Annotated in this window: 12 protein-coding genes; all 12 read right to left on the minus strand. The window is 73.5% G+C overall.

All coding sequences use genetic code 11. The annotated features are described in order from the left end of the window. Positions 1-54 precede the first annotated feature (54 nt). A complete protein-coding gene (locus BKA00_RS18075; protein ID WP_185026536.1) occupies positions 55-3126 on the minus strand; it encodes a ribonuclease E/G in 3072 nt (1023 codons plus the stop codon). A 203-nt stretch (positions 3127-3329) separates the two neighbouring features. Beyond that, entirely contained in the window at positions 3330-4187 is an 858-nt protein-coding gene (locus tag BKA00_RS18080; RefSeq protein ID WP_185026538.1) for a TIGR03936 family radical SAM-associated protein, read from the minus strand. A 149-nt stretch (positions 4188-4336) separates the two neighbouring features. Beyond that, complete coding sequence (locus BKA00_RS18085) at positions 4337-6259, minus strand: TIGR03960 family B12-binding radical SAM protein (protein WP_185026540.1); 1923 nt, start codon at positions 6257-6259, stop codon at positions 4337-4339. 61 nt (positions 6260-6320) lie between these two features. Beyond that, a complete protein-coding gene (gene rodA, locus BKA00_RS18090; protein WP_230298535.1) occupies positions 6321-7505 on the minus strand; it encodes a rod shape-determining protein RodA in 1185 nt (394 codons plus the stop codon). Continuing rightward, positions 7502-9574 (minus strand): penicillin-binding protein 2, encoded by a 2073-nt coding sequence (gene mrdA / locus BKA00_RS18095; RefSeq protein WP_185026542.1) that lies wholly within the window; start codon positions 9572-9574, stop codon positions 7502-7504. Before mrdA ends, rodA begins: the two co-directional genes overlap by 4 nt. Further along, positions 9571-10170, minus strand: a complete 600-nt coding sequence (gene mreD, locus BKA00_RS18100; protein WP_185026544.1) for a rod shape-determining protein MreD — start codon at positions 10168-10170, stop codon at positions 9571-9573. Before mreD ends, mrdA begins: the two co-directional genes overlap by 4 nt. A 1-nt stretch (position 10171) precedes the next feature. Next, positions 10172-11167 carry a rod shape-determining protein MreC gene (gene mreC / locus BKA00_RS18105; protein WP_185026546.1) on the minus strand — a complete coding sequence of 332 codons (996 nt, stop codon included), beginning with the start codon at positions 11165-11167 and terminating at the stop codon, positions 10172-10174. Between the two features lie 157 nt (positions 11168-11324). After that, positions 11325-12359: a rod shape-determining protein gene (locus tag BKA00_RS18110; RefSeq protein ID WP_185026548.1), complete on the minus strand. Its 1035-nt coding sequence runs from the start codon at positions 12357-12359 to the stop codon at positions 11325-11327. A 442-nt stretch (positions 12360-12801) separates the two neighbouring features. Then, positions 12802-13209: a nucleoside-diphosphate kinase gene (gene ndk / locus BKA00_RS18115; protein ID WP_185026550.1), complete on the minus strand. Its 408-nt coding sequence runs from the start codon at positions 13207-13209 to the stop codon at positions 12802-12804. Positions 13210-13254: 45 nt separating this feature from the next. Next, positions 13255-14757 carry a hypothetical protein gene (locus BKA00_RS18120; RefSeq protein WP_185026552.1) on the minus strand — a complete coding sequence of 501 codons (1503 nt, stop codon included), beginning with the start codon at positions 14755-14757 and terminating at the stop codon, positions 13255-13257. 125 nt (positions 14758-14882) lie between these two features. Further along, complete coding sequence (locus tag BKA00_RS18125) at positions 14883-15227, minus strand: DUF4233 domain-containing protein (protein ID WP_185026554.1); 345 nt, start codon at positions 15225-15227, stop codon at positions 14883-14885. Between the two features lie 5 nt (positions 15228-15232). Then, complete coding sequence (locus tag BKA00_RS18130) at positions 15233-16603, minus strand: bifunctional folylpolyglutamate synthase/dihydrofolate synthase (RefSeq protein WP_185034408.1); 1371 nt, start codon at positions 16601-16603, stop codon at positions 15233-15235. Between the last annotated feature and the right edge of the window lie 32 nt (positions 16604-16635).

Consider the following 16635-nt stretch of genomic DNA (forward strand, 5'->3'; position numbering starts at 1 on the left):
CCGGATGCCCTGGCCGGAACGCGAACGCGTCCGGCCAGGGCGTCCGGCCCCGCGTCAGTCCGAGGACTCTCCGCCGTCGGCGGCCTGCGCCGCCGTCGCGCGGGGGCGGCGGGCACGGCGCCGGCGGGCGGGCTCGGCGCCGTCCTGGTCGCCCGCGGGCGCGGAGCCGTTGGACTCGCCGACGGCCACACCGGCGCCGTTCAGCTCGCCGGCGGCCGGCTCGGCGCCGTTGGGGTCGACCGGGACCGGTTCGGCGGAGTCCAGCGCGCCCGGCGCGGTGCCGGCGGTCTCCTCGGCGGCCTCGGCGGCCTCCACGGCGGCCTGCGCCGGGGCCTCGTCGATCTCGGGCGGCGGGCCGGCCGGGCGCTTGGCCGGCCGGGACCGCTTCGGCCGCGAACGGACGGGCTCGGGCGCGGCCTCCACGACCGGCGCCGTCTCGGCGGCGGGCACCGTCGCGGGCTCCTCGGCGGCGGGCTCCTCCGCGGCCTCCTTGGGCCTGGCCTCGTGCCGGGACAGCTTCTCCTCGACGGCCTTCTCGACCTCGCCCTTGCGCTTGCGGCGGCGTCCGGACTCCTTGCCGGCCGCCTTCTCCGCCTTCGGCTCGACCGGCGTCAGGTGGACGTGGATGCCGCGGCCGTTGCAGGACTCGCAGGTCTCCGAGAACGCCTCCAGCAGCCCCTGGCCGACCCGCTTGCGGGTCATCTGCACCAGCCCGAGCGAGGTGACCTCGGCGACCTGGTGCTTGGTACGGTCCCGCGACAGGCACTCGACGAGGCGGCGCAGCACCAGGTCCCGGTTGCTCTCCAGCACCATGTCGATGAAGTCGACGACGATGATGCCGCCGATGTCGCGGAGCCGGAGCTGGCGGACGATCTCCTCGGCCGCCTCCAGGTTGTTGCGGGTGACGGTCTCCTCCAGGTTGCCGCCCTGCCCGGTGAACTTGCCGGTGTTGACGTCGATGACCGTCATCGCCTCGGTGCGGTCGATCACCAGGGAGCCGCCGGACGGCAGCCAGACCTTGCGGTCCATCGCCTTGGCGATCTGCTCGTCGATGCGGAACGCCGACAGGGCGTCCTGGTCGCCGGTCCAGCGCTCGACGCGGTCGGCGAGGTGGGGGGCGACGTACTGGACGTAGTCGGAGACGGTGTCCCAGGCCTCGGCGCCGGACACCACGAGCTTGGTGAAGTCCTCGTTGAAGATGTCGCGGACGACCCGGATCGTCAGGTCGGGCTCGCCGTAGAGAAGGGACGGCGCCGAGGCCGTCTTGACCTTCTTCTGGATGCTCTCCCACTGGGCGGCCAGGCGCGAGACGTCGCGGGCGAGCTCCTCCTCGGTCGCCCCTTCGGCCGCGGTCCGCACGATCACGCCCGCCTGCTCCGGCATGACCTTCTTGAGGATCGACTTGAGGCGGCTGCGCTCCTTGTCGGGCAGCTTGCGGCTGATGCCGGTCATCGAGCCGTCGGGCACGTAGACCAGGTACCGGCCGGGCAGGGAGACCTGGCTGGTCAGCCGGGCGCCCTTGTGGCCGAGGGGGTCCTTGGTGACCTGGACGAGCACCGACTGGCCCGACTTCAGCGCCGACTCGATGCGGCGGGGCTGGCCCTCCAGCCCGGAGGCGTCCCAGTTGACCTCGCCCGCGTACAGCACGGCGTTGCGGCCCTTGCCGATGTCGACGAACGCCGCCTCCATCGACGGCAGGACGTTCTGGACCTTGCCGAGGTAGACGTTGCCGACGTACGACTGGTGCGTCGCGCGGTTGACGTAGTGCTCGACGAGCACGTCGTCCTCCAGGACGGCGATCTGCGTGCGCTCGCCCTCCTGGCGGACCACCATGACCCGCTCGACGGCCTCGCGCCGGGCCAGGAACTCCGCCTCGGTGATCACCGGCGGGCGGCGGCGGCCCTGCTCGCGGCCCTCGCGGCGGCGCTGCTTCTTGGCCTCCAGGCGGGTCGAGCCGCGCACGGACTGGACCTCGTCCTCGGCGGCGGCGCGCTCCTCGCGGGCCGTGCGGACGTGCACGACGGTGTTCGGCGGGTCGTCGGTGCCGCCGGACTCGCCGTCGGCCCCGGAACGGCGCCTGCGGCGGCGACGGCGGCGGCTCGTGCCCTCTCCGTCGTCCTCCTCGCCCTCGGCGGCGCCCTGCTCGGGCTCCTCGGCCCTGGGCTCCTTGTCCTGGTCCTTGTCCTTCGCCCTGGACGCCTTGCCCTTCGCCGCCTTGCCCTTGGCGGCCCTGGCGGGCTTGGCGGGCTGCTCTTCCGCGGGCTCCTCGGCCTCGGCGTCGCCCTCGGCGTCGTCGCCCTCGTCCTCGGCGCCCTCCTTGCCGCCCCGGCCGCGGCCGCGGCCGCCACGGCGGCGGCGACGGCGGGACGGGCGGTCCTCGGAGTCGTCCTCGTCCGCCGGCCCGTGGTCCTGGTCCTGGTCCTCCTCGCCGGCGTCCTGCACGGCGGGCTCGGCCTCGGCGGGCTTCGGCCGGGCGGGCGCCTCGGCCTTGGGCTGCGGCGGCTGGAAGACGACCATCGGCGGCTGGAACGTCACGCCGGGGACGCCGACGCCGCTCGCGGGCTCGGTCTCCGACACCTGCTCGGGGGCCGGCACCTCCCCGGCGACCGGGACGGCCGGGACCTGCGGCACGGACGGCACCTCGGCGGCGGCCTTGGCAGGGCGGCGGCGGGTCCTGGTGCGGGGCGCCGGCGCCTCTTCGGCGGGCGGCTCGGCGGGCGGCGCGGCGGCCGGCGCGGCGGGGGCCTCGGGCGTGGTCTCGGCGCCGGTCATCGGGACGGGCTCGGCCGTCTCGGCGGCGGCCTTCGTGGTCTTGCGCGCGCGGGTCCGGGTCCGCTTCGGCGGCTCGGCCGGCTCGGCGGGCGCCGCGGCCTCCTCGGCGGGTGCGGGCTGCTCGGCGGAGGCGGGCTCCGGCTGCGCGGCGGGGGGCTCGGCGGGGGTCTCGTCCACGTCGGGCGGCGGGCCGGCGGGCCGGCTCGCGCGGCGCGGACGCGACGTCACGCCCCTGCCCCCGCTCTTGGCGCTTCCGCTCCGCGCCTTCTCGGTCCGCGCGGCCTCCGCGGTCTCGTCGTCAACGGTTCCGTCGGCGCCTTCGGCCGCGGCCGCATCGGCTTCGTTCTCAAGCATCCGGGCAATCTCCCGTCAGGCTCCCGGGCGCGTCCGCCCGTCCCGCCGGAAGCGGAACGATGCGGTGCGCCGCACGAGAGCACCTCGTCAGTCGGTGCCGTCACGGCCGGACGGTGGTCCGGCCATGACGACGAAGTCGTCGGGGGTGCGCCTTCCGTACCCTGCGGGGCCGGTTCCGTGCCTCCACGGCTTCGGTCCCACGGTCAGGCGCTGACGGCATCCGCGCTCGCGGCGTCCCCGGACCGCGGCCGCTCAAGGCCGCGGGCCGTCCCGGCGTCGTCGCCGGGCGGTAGGCCGGTCTCCCGGTCGGGATCCAGGGGATCCGCGAGACCACCGGTGTCCGCGTCGAGGGGCCCCTGCGCCAGCCTGGTCACCAGCGGCGGTGACGGCGGCGCGAGGTCGGCGACCTGACGCAGTCCGGTGAGGATGTCGTCGGGTCGAACGGCGGGTGTGGAATGCCGAACAACCATTCGAAGTATCGCACAAGGGGCATTCGCCGTCTCGGCGGCGCGCCGGTCCAGCTCGCAGGCGGACACGGCGGCGCGCACGTCGAAACGGCGCCGTCCCTTCTTCGTGAGACGTTCTACCTCGATGTTCTCGGCGCCCATGAAGGCGGCCACGGCCGCGGCGGCGTCGCCTTCGGCGACACCGTCCAGCCTGATCCGCCATTCGGACGCCTCGAGCCGATCGGTGAACGCGCCCGGCTTCACCGGGGCGTCGCCGTGTCCCGCCCTTACCGGCACGACGTCCAGGACGTCGAGTCCGGGAGGCAGGGCCGCGTCGAGATCGGCTCGCACCCGCGCAGGGTCGCGGGTCTCGGTGAGCCCGAGTTCGAGGTATTCGGCCTCACTGGCCACCCCTGTCGCCGCCGCACCCGCATACGAGATCTTCGGGTGGGGGGTGAATCCGGCGCTGAACGCGACAGGGATCCCGGCGCGCCGCACGGCGCGTTCCACGGCCCGGGAAATGTCGCGGTGGCTCGTGAACCGCAGCCTGCCCCGCTTGGCATAGCGGACGCGCAGTCGCTGGGTCACGGGGGCCGGCGCCGGACCCTCCGGCATGGGTGCCAGGGTTCTGGTCCTTCCTACTCGTGTCGAGTCGAGATACAGGTCTCCCTATAGAGTACGGGGCGCCGGACCCGGTTCCGCCAGGCACCGCCCCCGTAAGCCCGGAACCCTTGCAGCTCAAGGGACGGCGAGGCCGAATCCAGTCACACCACGTCAAGCGGGAGAAGCTTCCTGCCGGTCGGGCCGATCTGGATCTCGGTGCCCATCGTGGGGCAGACGCCGCAGTCGTAGCAGGGCGTCCAGCGGCAGTCCTCGACCTCGGTCTCGTCGACGGCGTCCTGCCAGTCCTGCCAGAGCCACTCGCGGTCGAGGCCCGCGTCGAGGTGGTCCCAGGGCAGCACCTCGACCTCGTCGCGCTCCCGGACGGTGTACCAGGCGAGGTCGACGGGCTCCCCGGCCAGGGCCTTCTCGGCGCAGGCCGTCCAGCGCTCGTAGGAGAAGTGCTCGCTCCAGCCGTCGAAGCGGCCGCCGTCCTCCCAGACGGCGCGGATGACCTTGCCGACGCGCCGGTCGCCGCGCGACAGCAGCCCCTCGACGATCGACGGCTGGCCGTCGTGGTACCGCAGACCGATGGCGCGCCCGTACTCCTTGTCGCCGCGCAGGGCGTCCTTGAGGGCGCGCAGGCGGCGGTCGACGGTCTCGTGGTCGCACTGCGCGGCCCACTGGAACGGGGTGTGCGGCTTCGGCACGAACCCGCCGATGGACACGGTGCAGCGGATGTCCTTGCGGCCGGTGGCGTCGCGCCCGGCCTGGATGACCCGCTTGGCCATGCCGGCGATGGCGAGGACGTCCTCGTCCTCCTCGGTGGGCAGGCCGCACATGAAGTACAGCTTGACCTGCCGCCAGCCGTTCTCGTAGGCGGTGGTGACGGTGCGGATCAGGTCGTCCTCGCTGACCATCTTGTTGATCACCTTGCGCATCCGCTCGGAGCCGCCCTCCGGCGCGAACGTCAGGCCGGAGCGCCGGCCGCCGCGGGAGAACTCGTTGGCGAGCGTGATGTTGAAGGCGTCCACCCGCGTGGACGGCAGCGACAGCGAGGTGTTGGTGCCCTCGTAGCGGTCGGCGAGGCCCTTGGCGACCTCGCCGATCTCGCTGTGGTCGGCGCTGGACAGGCTGAGCAGCCCGACCTCCTGGAAGCCGGACTCCTTGAGCCCCTGCTCCACCATGTCGCCGATCGTGGTGATCGACCGCTCCCGCACCGGACGGGTGATCATTCCGGCCTGGCAGAACCGGCAGCCGCGGGTGCAGCCGCGGAAGATCTCCACGCTGAACCGCTCGTGCACGGTCTCGGCGAGCGGGACCAGCGGCTTCTTCGGGTAGGGCCACTGGTCGAGGTCCATGACGGTGTGCTTCTCGATCCGCCACGGGACGCCCGGACGGTTCGGCGCGACCCGCTGGATGCGCCCGTCGGGCAGATAGGTCACGTCGTAGAAGCGCGGGACGTACACGCCGCCGGACGCGGCGAGGCGCAGGAGCAGCCCGTCGCGCCCGCCGGGCTCGCCCTCGGCCTTCCACTCGCGGACGACCTCGGTGATGGCGAGCGCGATCTCCTCGCCGTCGCCGAGGACGGCGGCGTCGACGAAGTCGGCGATCGGCTCGGGGTTGAACGCGGCGTGCCCGCCCGCGATCACGATCGGGTGGTCGCCGGTGCGGTCGGCGGCCTCCAGCGGGATGCCGGCGAGGTCGAGCGCCGTCAGCAGGTTCGTGTAGCCGAGTTCGGTGGAGAACGACACGCCGAACACGTCGAAGGCGGCGACCGGCCGGTGCGCGTCGACGGTGAACTGCGGGATGCCGTGCTCCCGCATGACGGCCTCCATGTCGGGCCACACCGAGTACGTCCGCTCGGCGAGCACGCCGTCGCGCTCGTTGAGGATCTCGTAGAGGATCTGGACGCCCTGGTTCGGCAGCCCCACCTCGTAGGCGTCCGGATACATCAGCGCCCATCGGACGGTGGTCTCGTCCCAGTCCTTGAGCTGGGAGTTCAGCTCGCCGCCAACGTACTGAATCGGCTTCTGCACGCTCGGGAGCAGCGGCTCCAGGCGCGGGAAGAGCGACTCGACCGGCATGACGGAACCCTCCGTGCAGGGGACGTGGGGATGAACGTCCAGCCTACGCGGTCGCGGGTCGCTAATCGAACGGGCGGCGGCGCACGTGGACGGCCTGCAGCAGGCCGAACGCGATCATGTTCGCGAAGGTCGCGGACCCGCCGTAGGACACGAACGGCAGCGGCAGCCCGGTGATCGGCATGATCCCGATCGTCATGCCGACGTTCTCGAACGTCTGGAACCCCAGCCAGCACACGACCCCGGTGGCGACGAGCGTCCCGAACAGGTCGGCGGCCTGGGTGGCGATGCGCAGCCCGCGCCACAGCACCACGCCGAGCAGGGCGATGATGACGGCCGCGCCGACGAAGCCGAGCTCCTCCCCCGCGACCGTGAAGATGAAGTCGGTCTGCTGCTCGGGGACGAAGTGGCCGCCCGTCTGCTCGCCGTGGAACAGGCCCTTGCCGAACGCGCCGCCCGACCCGATCGCGATGCGGGCCTGCTGGGCGTTGTAGCCGGCGCCGCGCGGGTCGGCCTCGGGGTTCAGGAACGCGGTGAACCGGGCGATCTGGTAGGCCTTCAGCAGCCCGAAGAAGTACACCGCGGCGCCCGCGGCGACGCCCCCGCCGACCAGCCCGACGAGCCAGCGCTTCTGCGCCCCGGAGATCGCCAGCATGCCGAGCACCACCGCGATGAACACCAGCGTGGTGCCGAGGTCGGGCTGCAGCATGATCAGCATGCCGGGCACCCCGGCGAGCACGAGCGCGAGCAGCACGTCCCGCCGGCCGGGGCCGATCTCCCCGTCGCGCGGCTCGCCGAGGATCATCGCCAGCAGCACGACGAGCCCGACCTTGGCGAACTCCGACGGCTGCACCTGGAACCCGCCGCCGACCACGATCCACGAGTGCGAGCCGTTGATCGTCGAGCCGAGCGGGGTCAGCACGGCCAGCAGCCCCACGCACGCCAGTCCGTACAGGATCGGGACGTAGGCGCGCAGGAGCCGGTAGTCCAGCACGGTGACCAGTCCGCCGAGCAGGAAGCCGATGACCAGGTTCAGGATGTGCCGCTTGAGGAAGCCCTCGGGGTCCTTGCCCTGTTCGGTCAGCAGGTGGAAGGTGGCCGAGCGCACCAGCAGCGCGCCCACCGCCGACAGCGCCAGCACGGCCAGCAGCATCGGCAGGTCCAGCCGGCGCAGCCCGGCGAGCCTGCTGGTCCACGACCGGTGGGCGGCGTAGGCGTCGACGCTGCCGACCCCGGAATCGGTGATCACGGCGCGGTCCCCTCGGCGGGCATCCGCGGCAGCTCGGACGGGAGCCTCCCGTCCTGGAGGATGGCCTTGCGGTCCTTCGTCCCGTACATGGCCTCCCAGATCTCCCGGACGGCCGGCGCGGACGTCTGCGCGCCCTGCCCGCCCTGGGAGACCATCGCGACCACCGCGAAGCGCGGCTTGTCCACCGGGCCGAACGAGGCGAACCAGGACGTGTCCTGCTTGCCGTAGACCTCCGCGGTGCCGGTCTTGCCGCCGACGTCGACGCGTTTGAAGTCGAAGCCGGTGAACGCCCCGGACGCCGTGCCGCTCTTCGTCACCTCCGCGAGCGACTCGCGGATGTACTTGAGCACCTTCCCCTCGACCGGCAGCCGGCGCGGCTGCGGCGCGTCGATCCGCCGGACGATGGAGCCGTCGGGACGCACGACCGCGACGCCGAGCCGCGGGGTCAGCAGCCTGCCGCCGTTCGCCACGGCCGCGTACGCGCGGACGAGCTGCAGCGGCGTCACCAGGACGTCGCCCTGCCCGACCGAGAAGTTCGCCGCGTCACCGGGCCGCCAGACGTAGCCCTCGGTGCAGTTCTCCGTCGCGACGGCCTTCAGGTAGGCGGCGCGAGCCGGGTCGGTCTTGGCGACCTCCGGATAGCCCGTCTTGGCGCCCTTGCAGTTGGCGGCCTTGGTGGCGTCCCAGAAGTTCTTCTTCCACCCCCGGTCCGGGATGCGGCCCTCGCTCTCGCTGGGCAGGTCGACGCCGGTGCGCGACCCGAACCCGTAGTTGCGGGCCATCTTCACCATCGGGTCGGAGGGGTTCTTCTTCGGCTTCATCCCGCCGTCGCGCTGCCACTCCTGGTAGGCGAAGCGGTAGAAGATCGTGTCGCAGGACTTGACGAGCGCGGTGTGCAGCGACATCGCGCCGAGTTCCTCGCCCTCGAAGTTGCGGAACGCGCGGTTGCCGACGTTGTAGGAGCCGGGGCAGTCGTAGGTGCCGGTCAGGCTGTTGCCGTCCTCCACCGCGGCGGACACCGAGGAGATCTTGAAGGTGGAGCCGGGGGCGAACATTCCCTGGGTGACCCGGGAGATCAGCGGCTCGCCCTGCTTCTTGCCGAGCAGAGCGTCGTACTCGTCCTGGGAGATGCCGCCGGTCCAGATGCCGGGGTCGTAGGTCGGGTAGCTCGCCATCGCGACCATCCGGCCGGTGCGCACGTCCATCACGACCGCGGCCCCGGCGTCGGCGGGGCGGCCCTGCTTGCGCGCGCCGTCGATCGCGTGCTTGAGGGCGTCCTCCGCCGCGCCCTGCACGCCCGCGTCGATGCTGGTGACGAGGTTGCTGCCGGCGGTCGGGGGCTGCTCCTGCGCGGTGCCGGTGACGCGGCCCTGGCTGTCGACCAGGACCTTGCGGAACCCGGGCTCGCCGCTCAGCGCGGAGTCGTACTGCGCCTCCAGGCCGTCGCGCCCGACGAGGTCGACGCCGCTGTAGCCGGTGACCTTCAGGCCCTTGCGCTTGTCGAGCTCCTCCTGCGTGACGGGCTGGAGGTAGCCGAGCAGCTGCGCGGGGCGCGCGCCCTCCGGCTGGGGGTAGTCGCGGACGGCCTGGACCTGCGCGGTGATCCCGGGGAAGTCCTCCTGCCGCTCCATGATCTGCAACGCCCGCTTGGGGTCGACGTGGTCCTCGACGGGGATCGGCTGGTAGGGGGAGCCGGGCCAGCACGGCCGCTTGATGCCGGGCCCGCACAGCCGGGTCCGCTTGGCCATCTCCTCCTGGGACGTGCCGAGCACGGCGGCGAGCCGCTTCAGGACGGTCTGGCCGCCGTCCTTCTGCCGCGACAGCGTGGTGCGGTCGACCGACACGACGAGGGCGCTGCGGTTGCGCACGAGCGGCCTGCCGCGGTCGTCGAGGATCATCCCGCGGGTGGCCGGGACGACGATGTCGCGGGTGCGGTTCTCGGCGGCGACCGCCCGGTAGTGCTCGCCCTCCAGGACCTGGAGCGCCCACATCCGCCCGATCAGGACGAGCAGCAGCGCGGCGACGAGCACGTACAGGACGACGAGGCGGAAGTGGGTCCTCGGGTTCACAGGGTCCCGCTCCGCCCCGACATCGCGCGGTAGCGGGCGGCGGGCACGGCCAGGCGGTCGCCGCGGGCGCGCTCCCCGCGTTCGTAGCGGCGGGTGGCGCGCAGCACCGCCCACACCACGAACGGGCTCGCGATGACGTCGTAGAGCACCTGCAGCGGCACCATGCCGGACACGGACGCCCACGCGGCGCGCGGGTCACCGAGGATCATGCCGGTGCCCGCGTACACCACGGTCCCGGCGAGCGCGCCGGCCGCGACGGCGAAGAACGGCACCGCGGACTGGCGGTCCATCTCGGCGGACGCGACGCCGCACAGGTACCCGATGAGGCAGTAGACGAGCGCGTACCGGCCGATGGTGTGGTCGGCGGGCGGGATGATGTCGGCGGCGAGGCCCGCGAGGAACCCGGCCACCATGCCGGTCATGGAGCCCGCGACGAGCGCGAGCGCCACCACGGCCAGCAGCACCAGGTCGGGCTGGACGCCGCCGGGCAGCGGCAGCCGGTTCGCCACCGACACCTGAAGGATCAGCGTCACGACGATCACCACGGCGGTCACCGCGGCGCGGCCGGCCGGCGACGCCTCGGGCGGGTTCAGCACGTCAGTCCCCCCGTGTCGGATTCGTGGACGGGCTCTTGGAGTGGCGCGGCCTCGCCTTCGGGCTCTTGCTCGCCGACGGCGTCGCGGTCGCGGTCGGAGTCGGGGTCGGCGGAGGCGGGGGCTTGGGCGGCAGCACCGCGTCCCGCGGGTCGGTCTTCGGCGGGGCGACCACGACGGCGACGACGTCCAGGCTGGTGAAACGCACGAACGGCCGGACGTAGGCGGTGCGGGTCAGCCCGCTGGTGGACCGCTCGATCCGCTCGACCATGCCGATCGGGACGCCCGGGACGTAGGGCTTCTGCCCCTGCGATCCGAGCGTGACGATCCGCTGGCCGACCCGGATCGGCGCGGCGGCGTCCAGCAGCTGGAACCGCAGCGGCGTCGCGCTGCCCCGGCCGAGTCCGCGCCGGCCCCGGCCCTGGATGATCCCGATCTCCTTGGACTCCTCCAGCCGGGAGCCGATGGAGGACGTCTGGTCGGTGGCGAGCAGGACGGTGGCCGTCGCGGGCCCGACCCGGGTGACGCGCCCGACGAGGCCGTCGGCGCTCATCACGGTCATGTCGGGCCTGACCCCGCTGCGGCTGCCGGCGTCGATGGTGACGGTGTCCTCGAAGCCCTGCCCCGCGGAGATCACCTGCGCGGCGTGGATCTTGTAGCCGCCCATCCCGGCGGTGCCGAGCAGCCTGCGCAGCTGCGCGGACCGGTCCTGGTCGAGGCGGCTGGAGCGCAGTTGCTCGCGCAGCCGCTGGTTCTGCCGCGCGAGCCGGTCGGCGCGGCGCCGCTCGCCCGGCGCGTCGGTGATCGCGTCGAAGGTGTTGCCCACGGGCCGGACGACGGACGCCGAGGCCCGCTCCACCGGGCCGAACACCGTCGCGCCGACGCCGCGCAGGCCGCGCAGCGGCGAGTCCTGCCCGCCGCGGTAGTCAATCGTGATCATCGCGAGCGCCACGACCAGCAATGCGCCGAGGACCACGCGGGTGCGCCGGGTGTCCTTCACGCACCGACCTCCCGTTCCCTTGTCCGCCGGGAGCCCAGTGCTTCACGAGGGGGGACGCCCCCGCGTCCCGGCGGGCGCTGCCGCCCTCGGCGGACGATGTCCGAATCGGCCCGCCCGGGGAGCGACCCCTCGCGCCCCCGGACCGGCCATGTCCAGATCAGTGCCGCGGCTCCGGCACGAGCACCTGCCGGAGCGACTCGAAGTCCTCGACGCACTTGCCCGTGCCGAGCACCACCGAGTCGAGCGGGTTGTCCACCAGGTGGATGGGCATCCCGGTCTCCTCACGGAGCCGTTCGTCGAGGTTCTTCAGCAGAGCGCCGCCGCCGGTGAGCGCGATGCCGCGGTCCATGATGTCGCCGGAGAGTTCGGGCGGGCACTTGTCGAGAGTGGTCTTCACCGCGTCCACCACGGCGTTGACCGGTTCCTCGATCGCCCGCCTGACCTCCTCGGCGGAGATCACGACGGTCTTCGGCAGCCCGCTGACGAGGTCGCGGCCCCGGATCTCGGCGTGCGGCTCGTCGTCGCCGCCGGGATAGGCCGACCCGATCGCCATCTTGATCTCCTCCGCGGTGCGTTCCCCGAGCATCAGGGAGTACTCCTTCTTGGAGAAAGAGATCACGGCCTGGTCGAGCTCGTCGCCGCCGACGCGCACCGACTGGCTGGTGACGATCCCGCCGAGCGAGATGATCGCGACCTCGGTGGTGCCGCCGCCGATGTCGACGACCATGTTCCCGGTCGGCTCGTAGACGGGCAGCCCGGCGCCGATCGCGGCGGCCATCGGCTCCTCGATGATGTAGACGCGGCGGGCGCCGGCCTGGTAGCCGGCCTCCTTCACCGCGCGCTGCTCCACCCCGGTGATCCCGCTCGGCACGGCCACGACGATCCGCGGCTTGGCGAAGTGCCGGCGCTTGTGCACCTTCTGGATGAAGTAGCGCAGCATCCGTTCGGTGACGTCGAAGTCGGCGATGACGCCGTCCTTCAGCGGACGGACCGCGACGATGTTGCCCGGTGTGCGGCCGATCATCCGCTTCGCCTCGATGCCCACCGCGACGATCTTCCCGGTATTGGTGTTGATCGCCACCACGGAGGGTTCGTTCAGGACGATGCCACGCCCGCGCACGTACACCAGGGTGTTGGCAGTACCAAGATCGACCGCCATGTCACGGCCAAGAAACGACAGCTTGTTACCCATGAAGAAAGGGAGCCCTTCATGATTGACGGGCGTGTATAGCGGCGTGTCCATCGTAACGTGCGCGTACCTCTGCGGGCAGTCACCCCCGCGCCGCGCGTCGCGAAAAAAACGCGTCCTGACCAGCCCGGTTTTCCATAAAGAGAACCCGGCGGACTGACCCGGCGACCGGTCTGCCAAAGACGCGCGGCGCCCCACGGCAGACCCGGCGCCACCGGGTATCCGAGGATCTTAGGGGGTCTTCCCCCGCCCGACACAGCCCCACGCCGCAACACGGTCGGATTCGTTTCACGGCACCGCTCCGCGCGTCCGCGGAAAAGCCGAACCCCGGGCCGAGGATCTACCGGCGCGTGAAGCCCGCCGGCATGCCGAGGGGCCGGCCCTTACCCGTCCATGAGCCGGTTCTTGGACGAGCGACGGCCGGCCCCCTCGGACCGCTTTCGAACTACACCTCGGGGAAGAAGAGCTTGATCTCGCGCTCGGCGGAGTAGGTGGAGTCGGAGCCGTGGACGATGTTCTCGCCGATCTCCAGGGCGAAGTCGCCGCGGATGGTGCCCGGCGTGGCGCTGACCGGGTCGGTGGCGCCGGCGAGGGAGCGGAACGCCTCGATGGCGCGCGGGCCCTCGACGACCATGGCGACGAGCGGGCCGCCGGTGATGAAGTCGACCAGCTCGCCGAAGAACGGCTTGCTGTTGTGCTCCTCGTAGTGCGCCTCGGCGGTCTCGCGGGCGAGGGTGCGCAGTTCCAGCGCGACGAGCTTCAGGCCCTTGCGCTCGATCCGGGAGATGACCTCGCCGACGACGCCGCGGCGAACGCCGTCGGGCTTGACCAGGACAAGAGTGCGCTCGGACACGACAGTTTCTCCTAGAGCATTTCGGATTCGGTAAGCGCGCGAATCCTACCCGGCCCCGGGGTCCGCGGCGGCATCCCCGGGCGGCCGCGCGGTGCGGGGGCGCGCCGCGGCGGCGTGTCCGGCGCACAGGCGGGTGGTGGCTCCGGCGAGCAGGACGACGGCCACCCCCGCGACGGCCAGCCAGACGCGGTAGCCCTCCAGCAGCGCGTGCACGTGCTGGGCGTCGGTCAGCGGGCGGATCCGCTCCAGCCGCGCCGCCTGCAGCGACAGGACGAGCAGCTGCCCGGCCAGCACCGCGGGGAAGCACAGCGTGAGCCCGAACAGCGCGGCGCCCACCCGCGCGTCCCGGAGCGAGGCGGCGAGGGCCAGCCCGGCGCCCGCGCCGAGGGGGACGAGGGGGGCGAGCAGCGCCCAGCGGCCGAGGGCGCCGCCCGCGAGGCCGAGCGGCACGGCGGAGATCATGAGGAGGTGGCCGGCGCGGACGGCGCCGCGGGCCCCGGCGCGGGTGGCCGCGAGCGCCGCCGCGAGGGCGGCGGCGGCCGCCACGGCGAACGGGAGCAGCGGCGGGCCCCCGGTCCCCGCCTCGGCGGCGGCCAGCCCGGCGAGCGGGCCCGCGACGGGCTGGCAGAGCAGGCCGATGGTGATCATGACGACCGCGCCGCCGGCCGGGCCCCCGGCGGCCGCGTCCCGGCCGCCGGCGAGGGCGAGGCCGGTCAGGGCGAGGAGCGTGAGCCCGGCGAGGAGGAGCCGCGCGCCCGGCGACCATCCGTGCGCGGCGACGACGGCGAGGAAGGCGAAGCCGCCCGCCGGGACCAGCACGAGGAGCAGCCGGCCGCGCTCGGCGCGCCGGAGGGCGGGCGGTCGCCGGCGGCGGCGTCCGTGCAGGAGGGGGTGGGCGAGCGCGGCTCCGGCGGCGGCGACGGCGAGCAGCGGGTAGGGCGCGAGCGCGACGCGCCAGTCGGGGACCGCGGTGCCGTCGGCGGGCACGGGGACGGCCTTCAGCGCCAGCGGCATCGCGAGGATCAGCGTGCCCGCGAGGGCTCCGGCCCAGGCGGCCGCCAGGGCGCGGTTCCGGCGCTCCCACACCAGGACGAGGCTCGCGGGCAGCACGAGGCCCGCCCCGACGCCCTGGACGGCTCGGACGGCCCCGATGTCGGGCAGCGAGCGGGCGAGGCCCGCGGCGCCGACGCCGGCGAGCAGCACCGCGAGCCCTGCCACGAGCACGCCCCACGCGGGGAGCCGGCGGGCGGCGACAGCGGCGGGCGGCACCGTGACCAGCAGGGCGGGCAGGGACAGCCCGGTGGCGCGCAGCAGCCCAGGGATCTCGGCGTCGCCGAGCGCGAGGGCGCTCGCGGCGGCCGGGACGACGCCGCCCACGGCGTCGGGCACCACCAGGACGGCGGCGGGCAGCGCGGTGAACGTCAGCAGCAGCGCGCCGAGCGTCGCGAGCCTCCGCCGGGCGGCCCCCTCGGCGAGGCGCGCCGGAGGCGCGGCGGGCCGCGTCCCGGCGAGGTCTCCGGGCGGGTGTTCGCGTGCGTGGGAGGACACGGCGTGCTCCTTAGGACGTCGTCATCCGCCGCACGCACATTTCCCGAAAGGGCAATATGTCCAAATAGCTCGGTAAATGGGAAAACGCGATGGTCGGCGGACGCAATGGTGCCGTCCCCGCGAACCTAGCGCGGTGGAGAGCCGCCCACCTTGCGTCCCAGCCAAATGGCCGTGCCCCAAAGCGCCCCGAAAACGACACCGAGGAAGAACATGGCCGGCACCATGAACCCGGTCGCGAGAATCAGCACCTGGAGGACCGTTCCCGCCGGCACCGCCCACGGGAACCGCAGCAGACCGGCCAGCGCCACGCACGCGACGGCCAGCCCGCCGCACACGCCGCCGGCGGTCGCCCCGTCCACGTCCAGCACCGTCACCGCCACCGGGATCGCCAGGGCGATCACGATGGCCTCGCACGCCAGCACCGTGGCGAACAGCCTGCGCGCCGGGTTCGGGGCGGTCCGCGCGCTCATGCCCGTCACCGGCCTTCCCCGACGCGCAGCAGGGTCCGGGCGTCGCCCGCGGTGACCACCGAGCCGGTGATCAGCACGCCGGCGCCCCGGTACTCGCCGGTCTCCTCGGCGAGGCCGATCGCCCGGTCGATGGCGTCGTCCAGCCGCTGGACGACGTGGACGCGCTCGGCGCCGAAGACCCCCTCGGCGATCTCGGCCAGCTCCTCGGGCGGCATCGAGCGCGCCGAGGAGTTGCGGGTCACCACCAGCTCGGCCAGCACGGGTTCGAGCTGGTCGAGGACCCCGGCGACGTCCTTGTCGGCGGCGATGGCGAGGACCCCGGCGAGGCGGGTGAAGCCGAACGACTCGGTGACCGTGTTGACGGTCGCGGCCATCCCTGCGGGGTTGTGCGCCGCGTCCAGCAGGACGGTCGGGCCCGTCCGGGCGACCTCCAGCCGGCCCGGCGAGGCCGACTTGGCGAAGCCGCTGCGGACCAGGGCCGGGTCGAGCTGCCCCTCCTCGCCGCCGAGGAAGGACTCGCCGGGTGCGATCCGGGTCGCGGCCTCCAGGTTCGGCTCGCCCCGGGTGGGGGCGCCGCCGGCGAAGGCCTCCACGGCGGCCAGGGCCGTCGCGGCGTTGCTCGCCTGGTGCTCGCCGAACAGCGGCAGGAAGATCTCGTCGTAGACGCCGTGCAGGCCGCGCAGCGAGATCTGCTGGCCCCCGAAGGCGACGTCCCGGCCGAGCACGCCGTACTCGACGCCCTCGCGCGCCGCCGTCGCGCCGGTCTCCACGACCCGCCGCAGCAGCACCTCGGCGGCCTCGACCGGCTGCTGCGCCAGCACCGCGATCGCGCCCGGCTTGATGATGCCCGCCTTCTCCCCGGCGATCTGCTCCAGCGTGTCGCCCAGGTAGCGGGTGTGGTCCAGGCCGATCGGCGTGATCACCGCGACGGCGCCGTCGGCGACGTTCGTGGCGTCCCAGGCGCCGCCCATGCCGGCCTCGACCACCGCCACGTCGACCGGCGCGTCCGCGAACGCCGCGAAGGCCATCGCGGTGAGCACCTCGAAGAACGACAGCCGGGCCTCGTGCTTGCCGTCGACCAGCTGCAGGTAGGGCAGCACGTCGTTGAACGCCTCGACGAACCGCTCCTCGCTGATCGGCTCCCCGTCGATCGCGATGCGCTCGCGCAGCGTCGTCAGCTCGGGGCTGGTGTAGAGCCCGGTCCGCAGGCCGCGCTCGCGCAGCAGCGCCTCGACGAGCCGGGCCGTGGTGGACTTGCCGTTCGTCCCCGCGATGTGGATCACCGGGTAGGCGCGGTGCGGCGCCCCCAGGACGTCGACCAGGTCGGCGATCCGGTCGAGGGTCGGGTCGATCTCCCACTCGACCCCGCGCCCCATGATCGCGCCGACGGTGGCCCTGTAATCGGACG

It is taken from the genome of Actinomadura coerulea, assembly GCF_014208105.1.
GTDB lineage: Bacteria > Actinomycetota > Actinomycetes > Streptosporangiales > Streptosporangiaceae > Spirillospora > Spirillospora coerulea.

What these genes read in the sequence shown, in the direction of transcription:
- BKA00_RS18075 (WP_185026536.1), bottom strand. Translation starts at nt 3,126, where the DNA reads ATGCTTGAGAACGAAGCCGATGCGGCCGCGGCCGAAGGCGCCGACGGA.
- BKA00_RS18080 (WP_185026538.1), bottom strand. Translation starts at nt 4,187, where the DNA reads ATGCCGGAGGGTCCGGCGCCGGCCCCCGTGACCCAGCGACTGCGCGTC.
- BKA00_RS18085 (WP_185026540.1), bottom strand. Translation starts at nt 6,259, where the DNA reads ATGCCGGTCGAGTCGCTCTTCCCGCGCCTGGAGCCGCTGCTCCCGAGC.
- BKA00_RS18110 (WP_185026548.1), bottom strand. Translation starts at nt 12,359, where the DNA reads ATGGGTAACAAGCTGTCGTTTCTTGGCCGTGACATGGCGGTCGATCTT.
- BKA00_RS18125 (WP_185026554.1), bottom strand. Translation starts at nt 15,227, where the DNA reads ATGAGCGCGCGGACCGCCCCGAACCCGGCGCGCAGGCTGTTCGCCACG.
- BKA00_RS18130 (WP_185034408.1), bottom strand. Translation starts at nt 16,603, where the DNA reads ATGGGGCGCGGGGTCGAGTGGGAGATCGACCCGACCCTCGACCGGATC.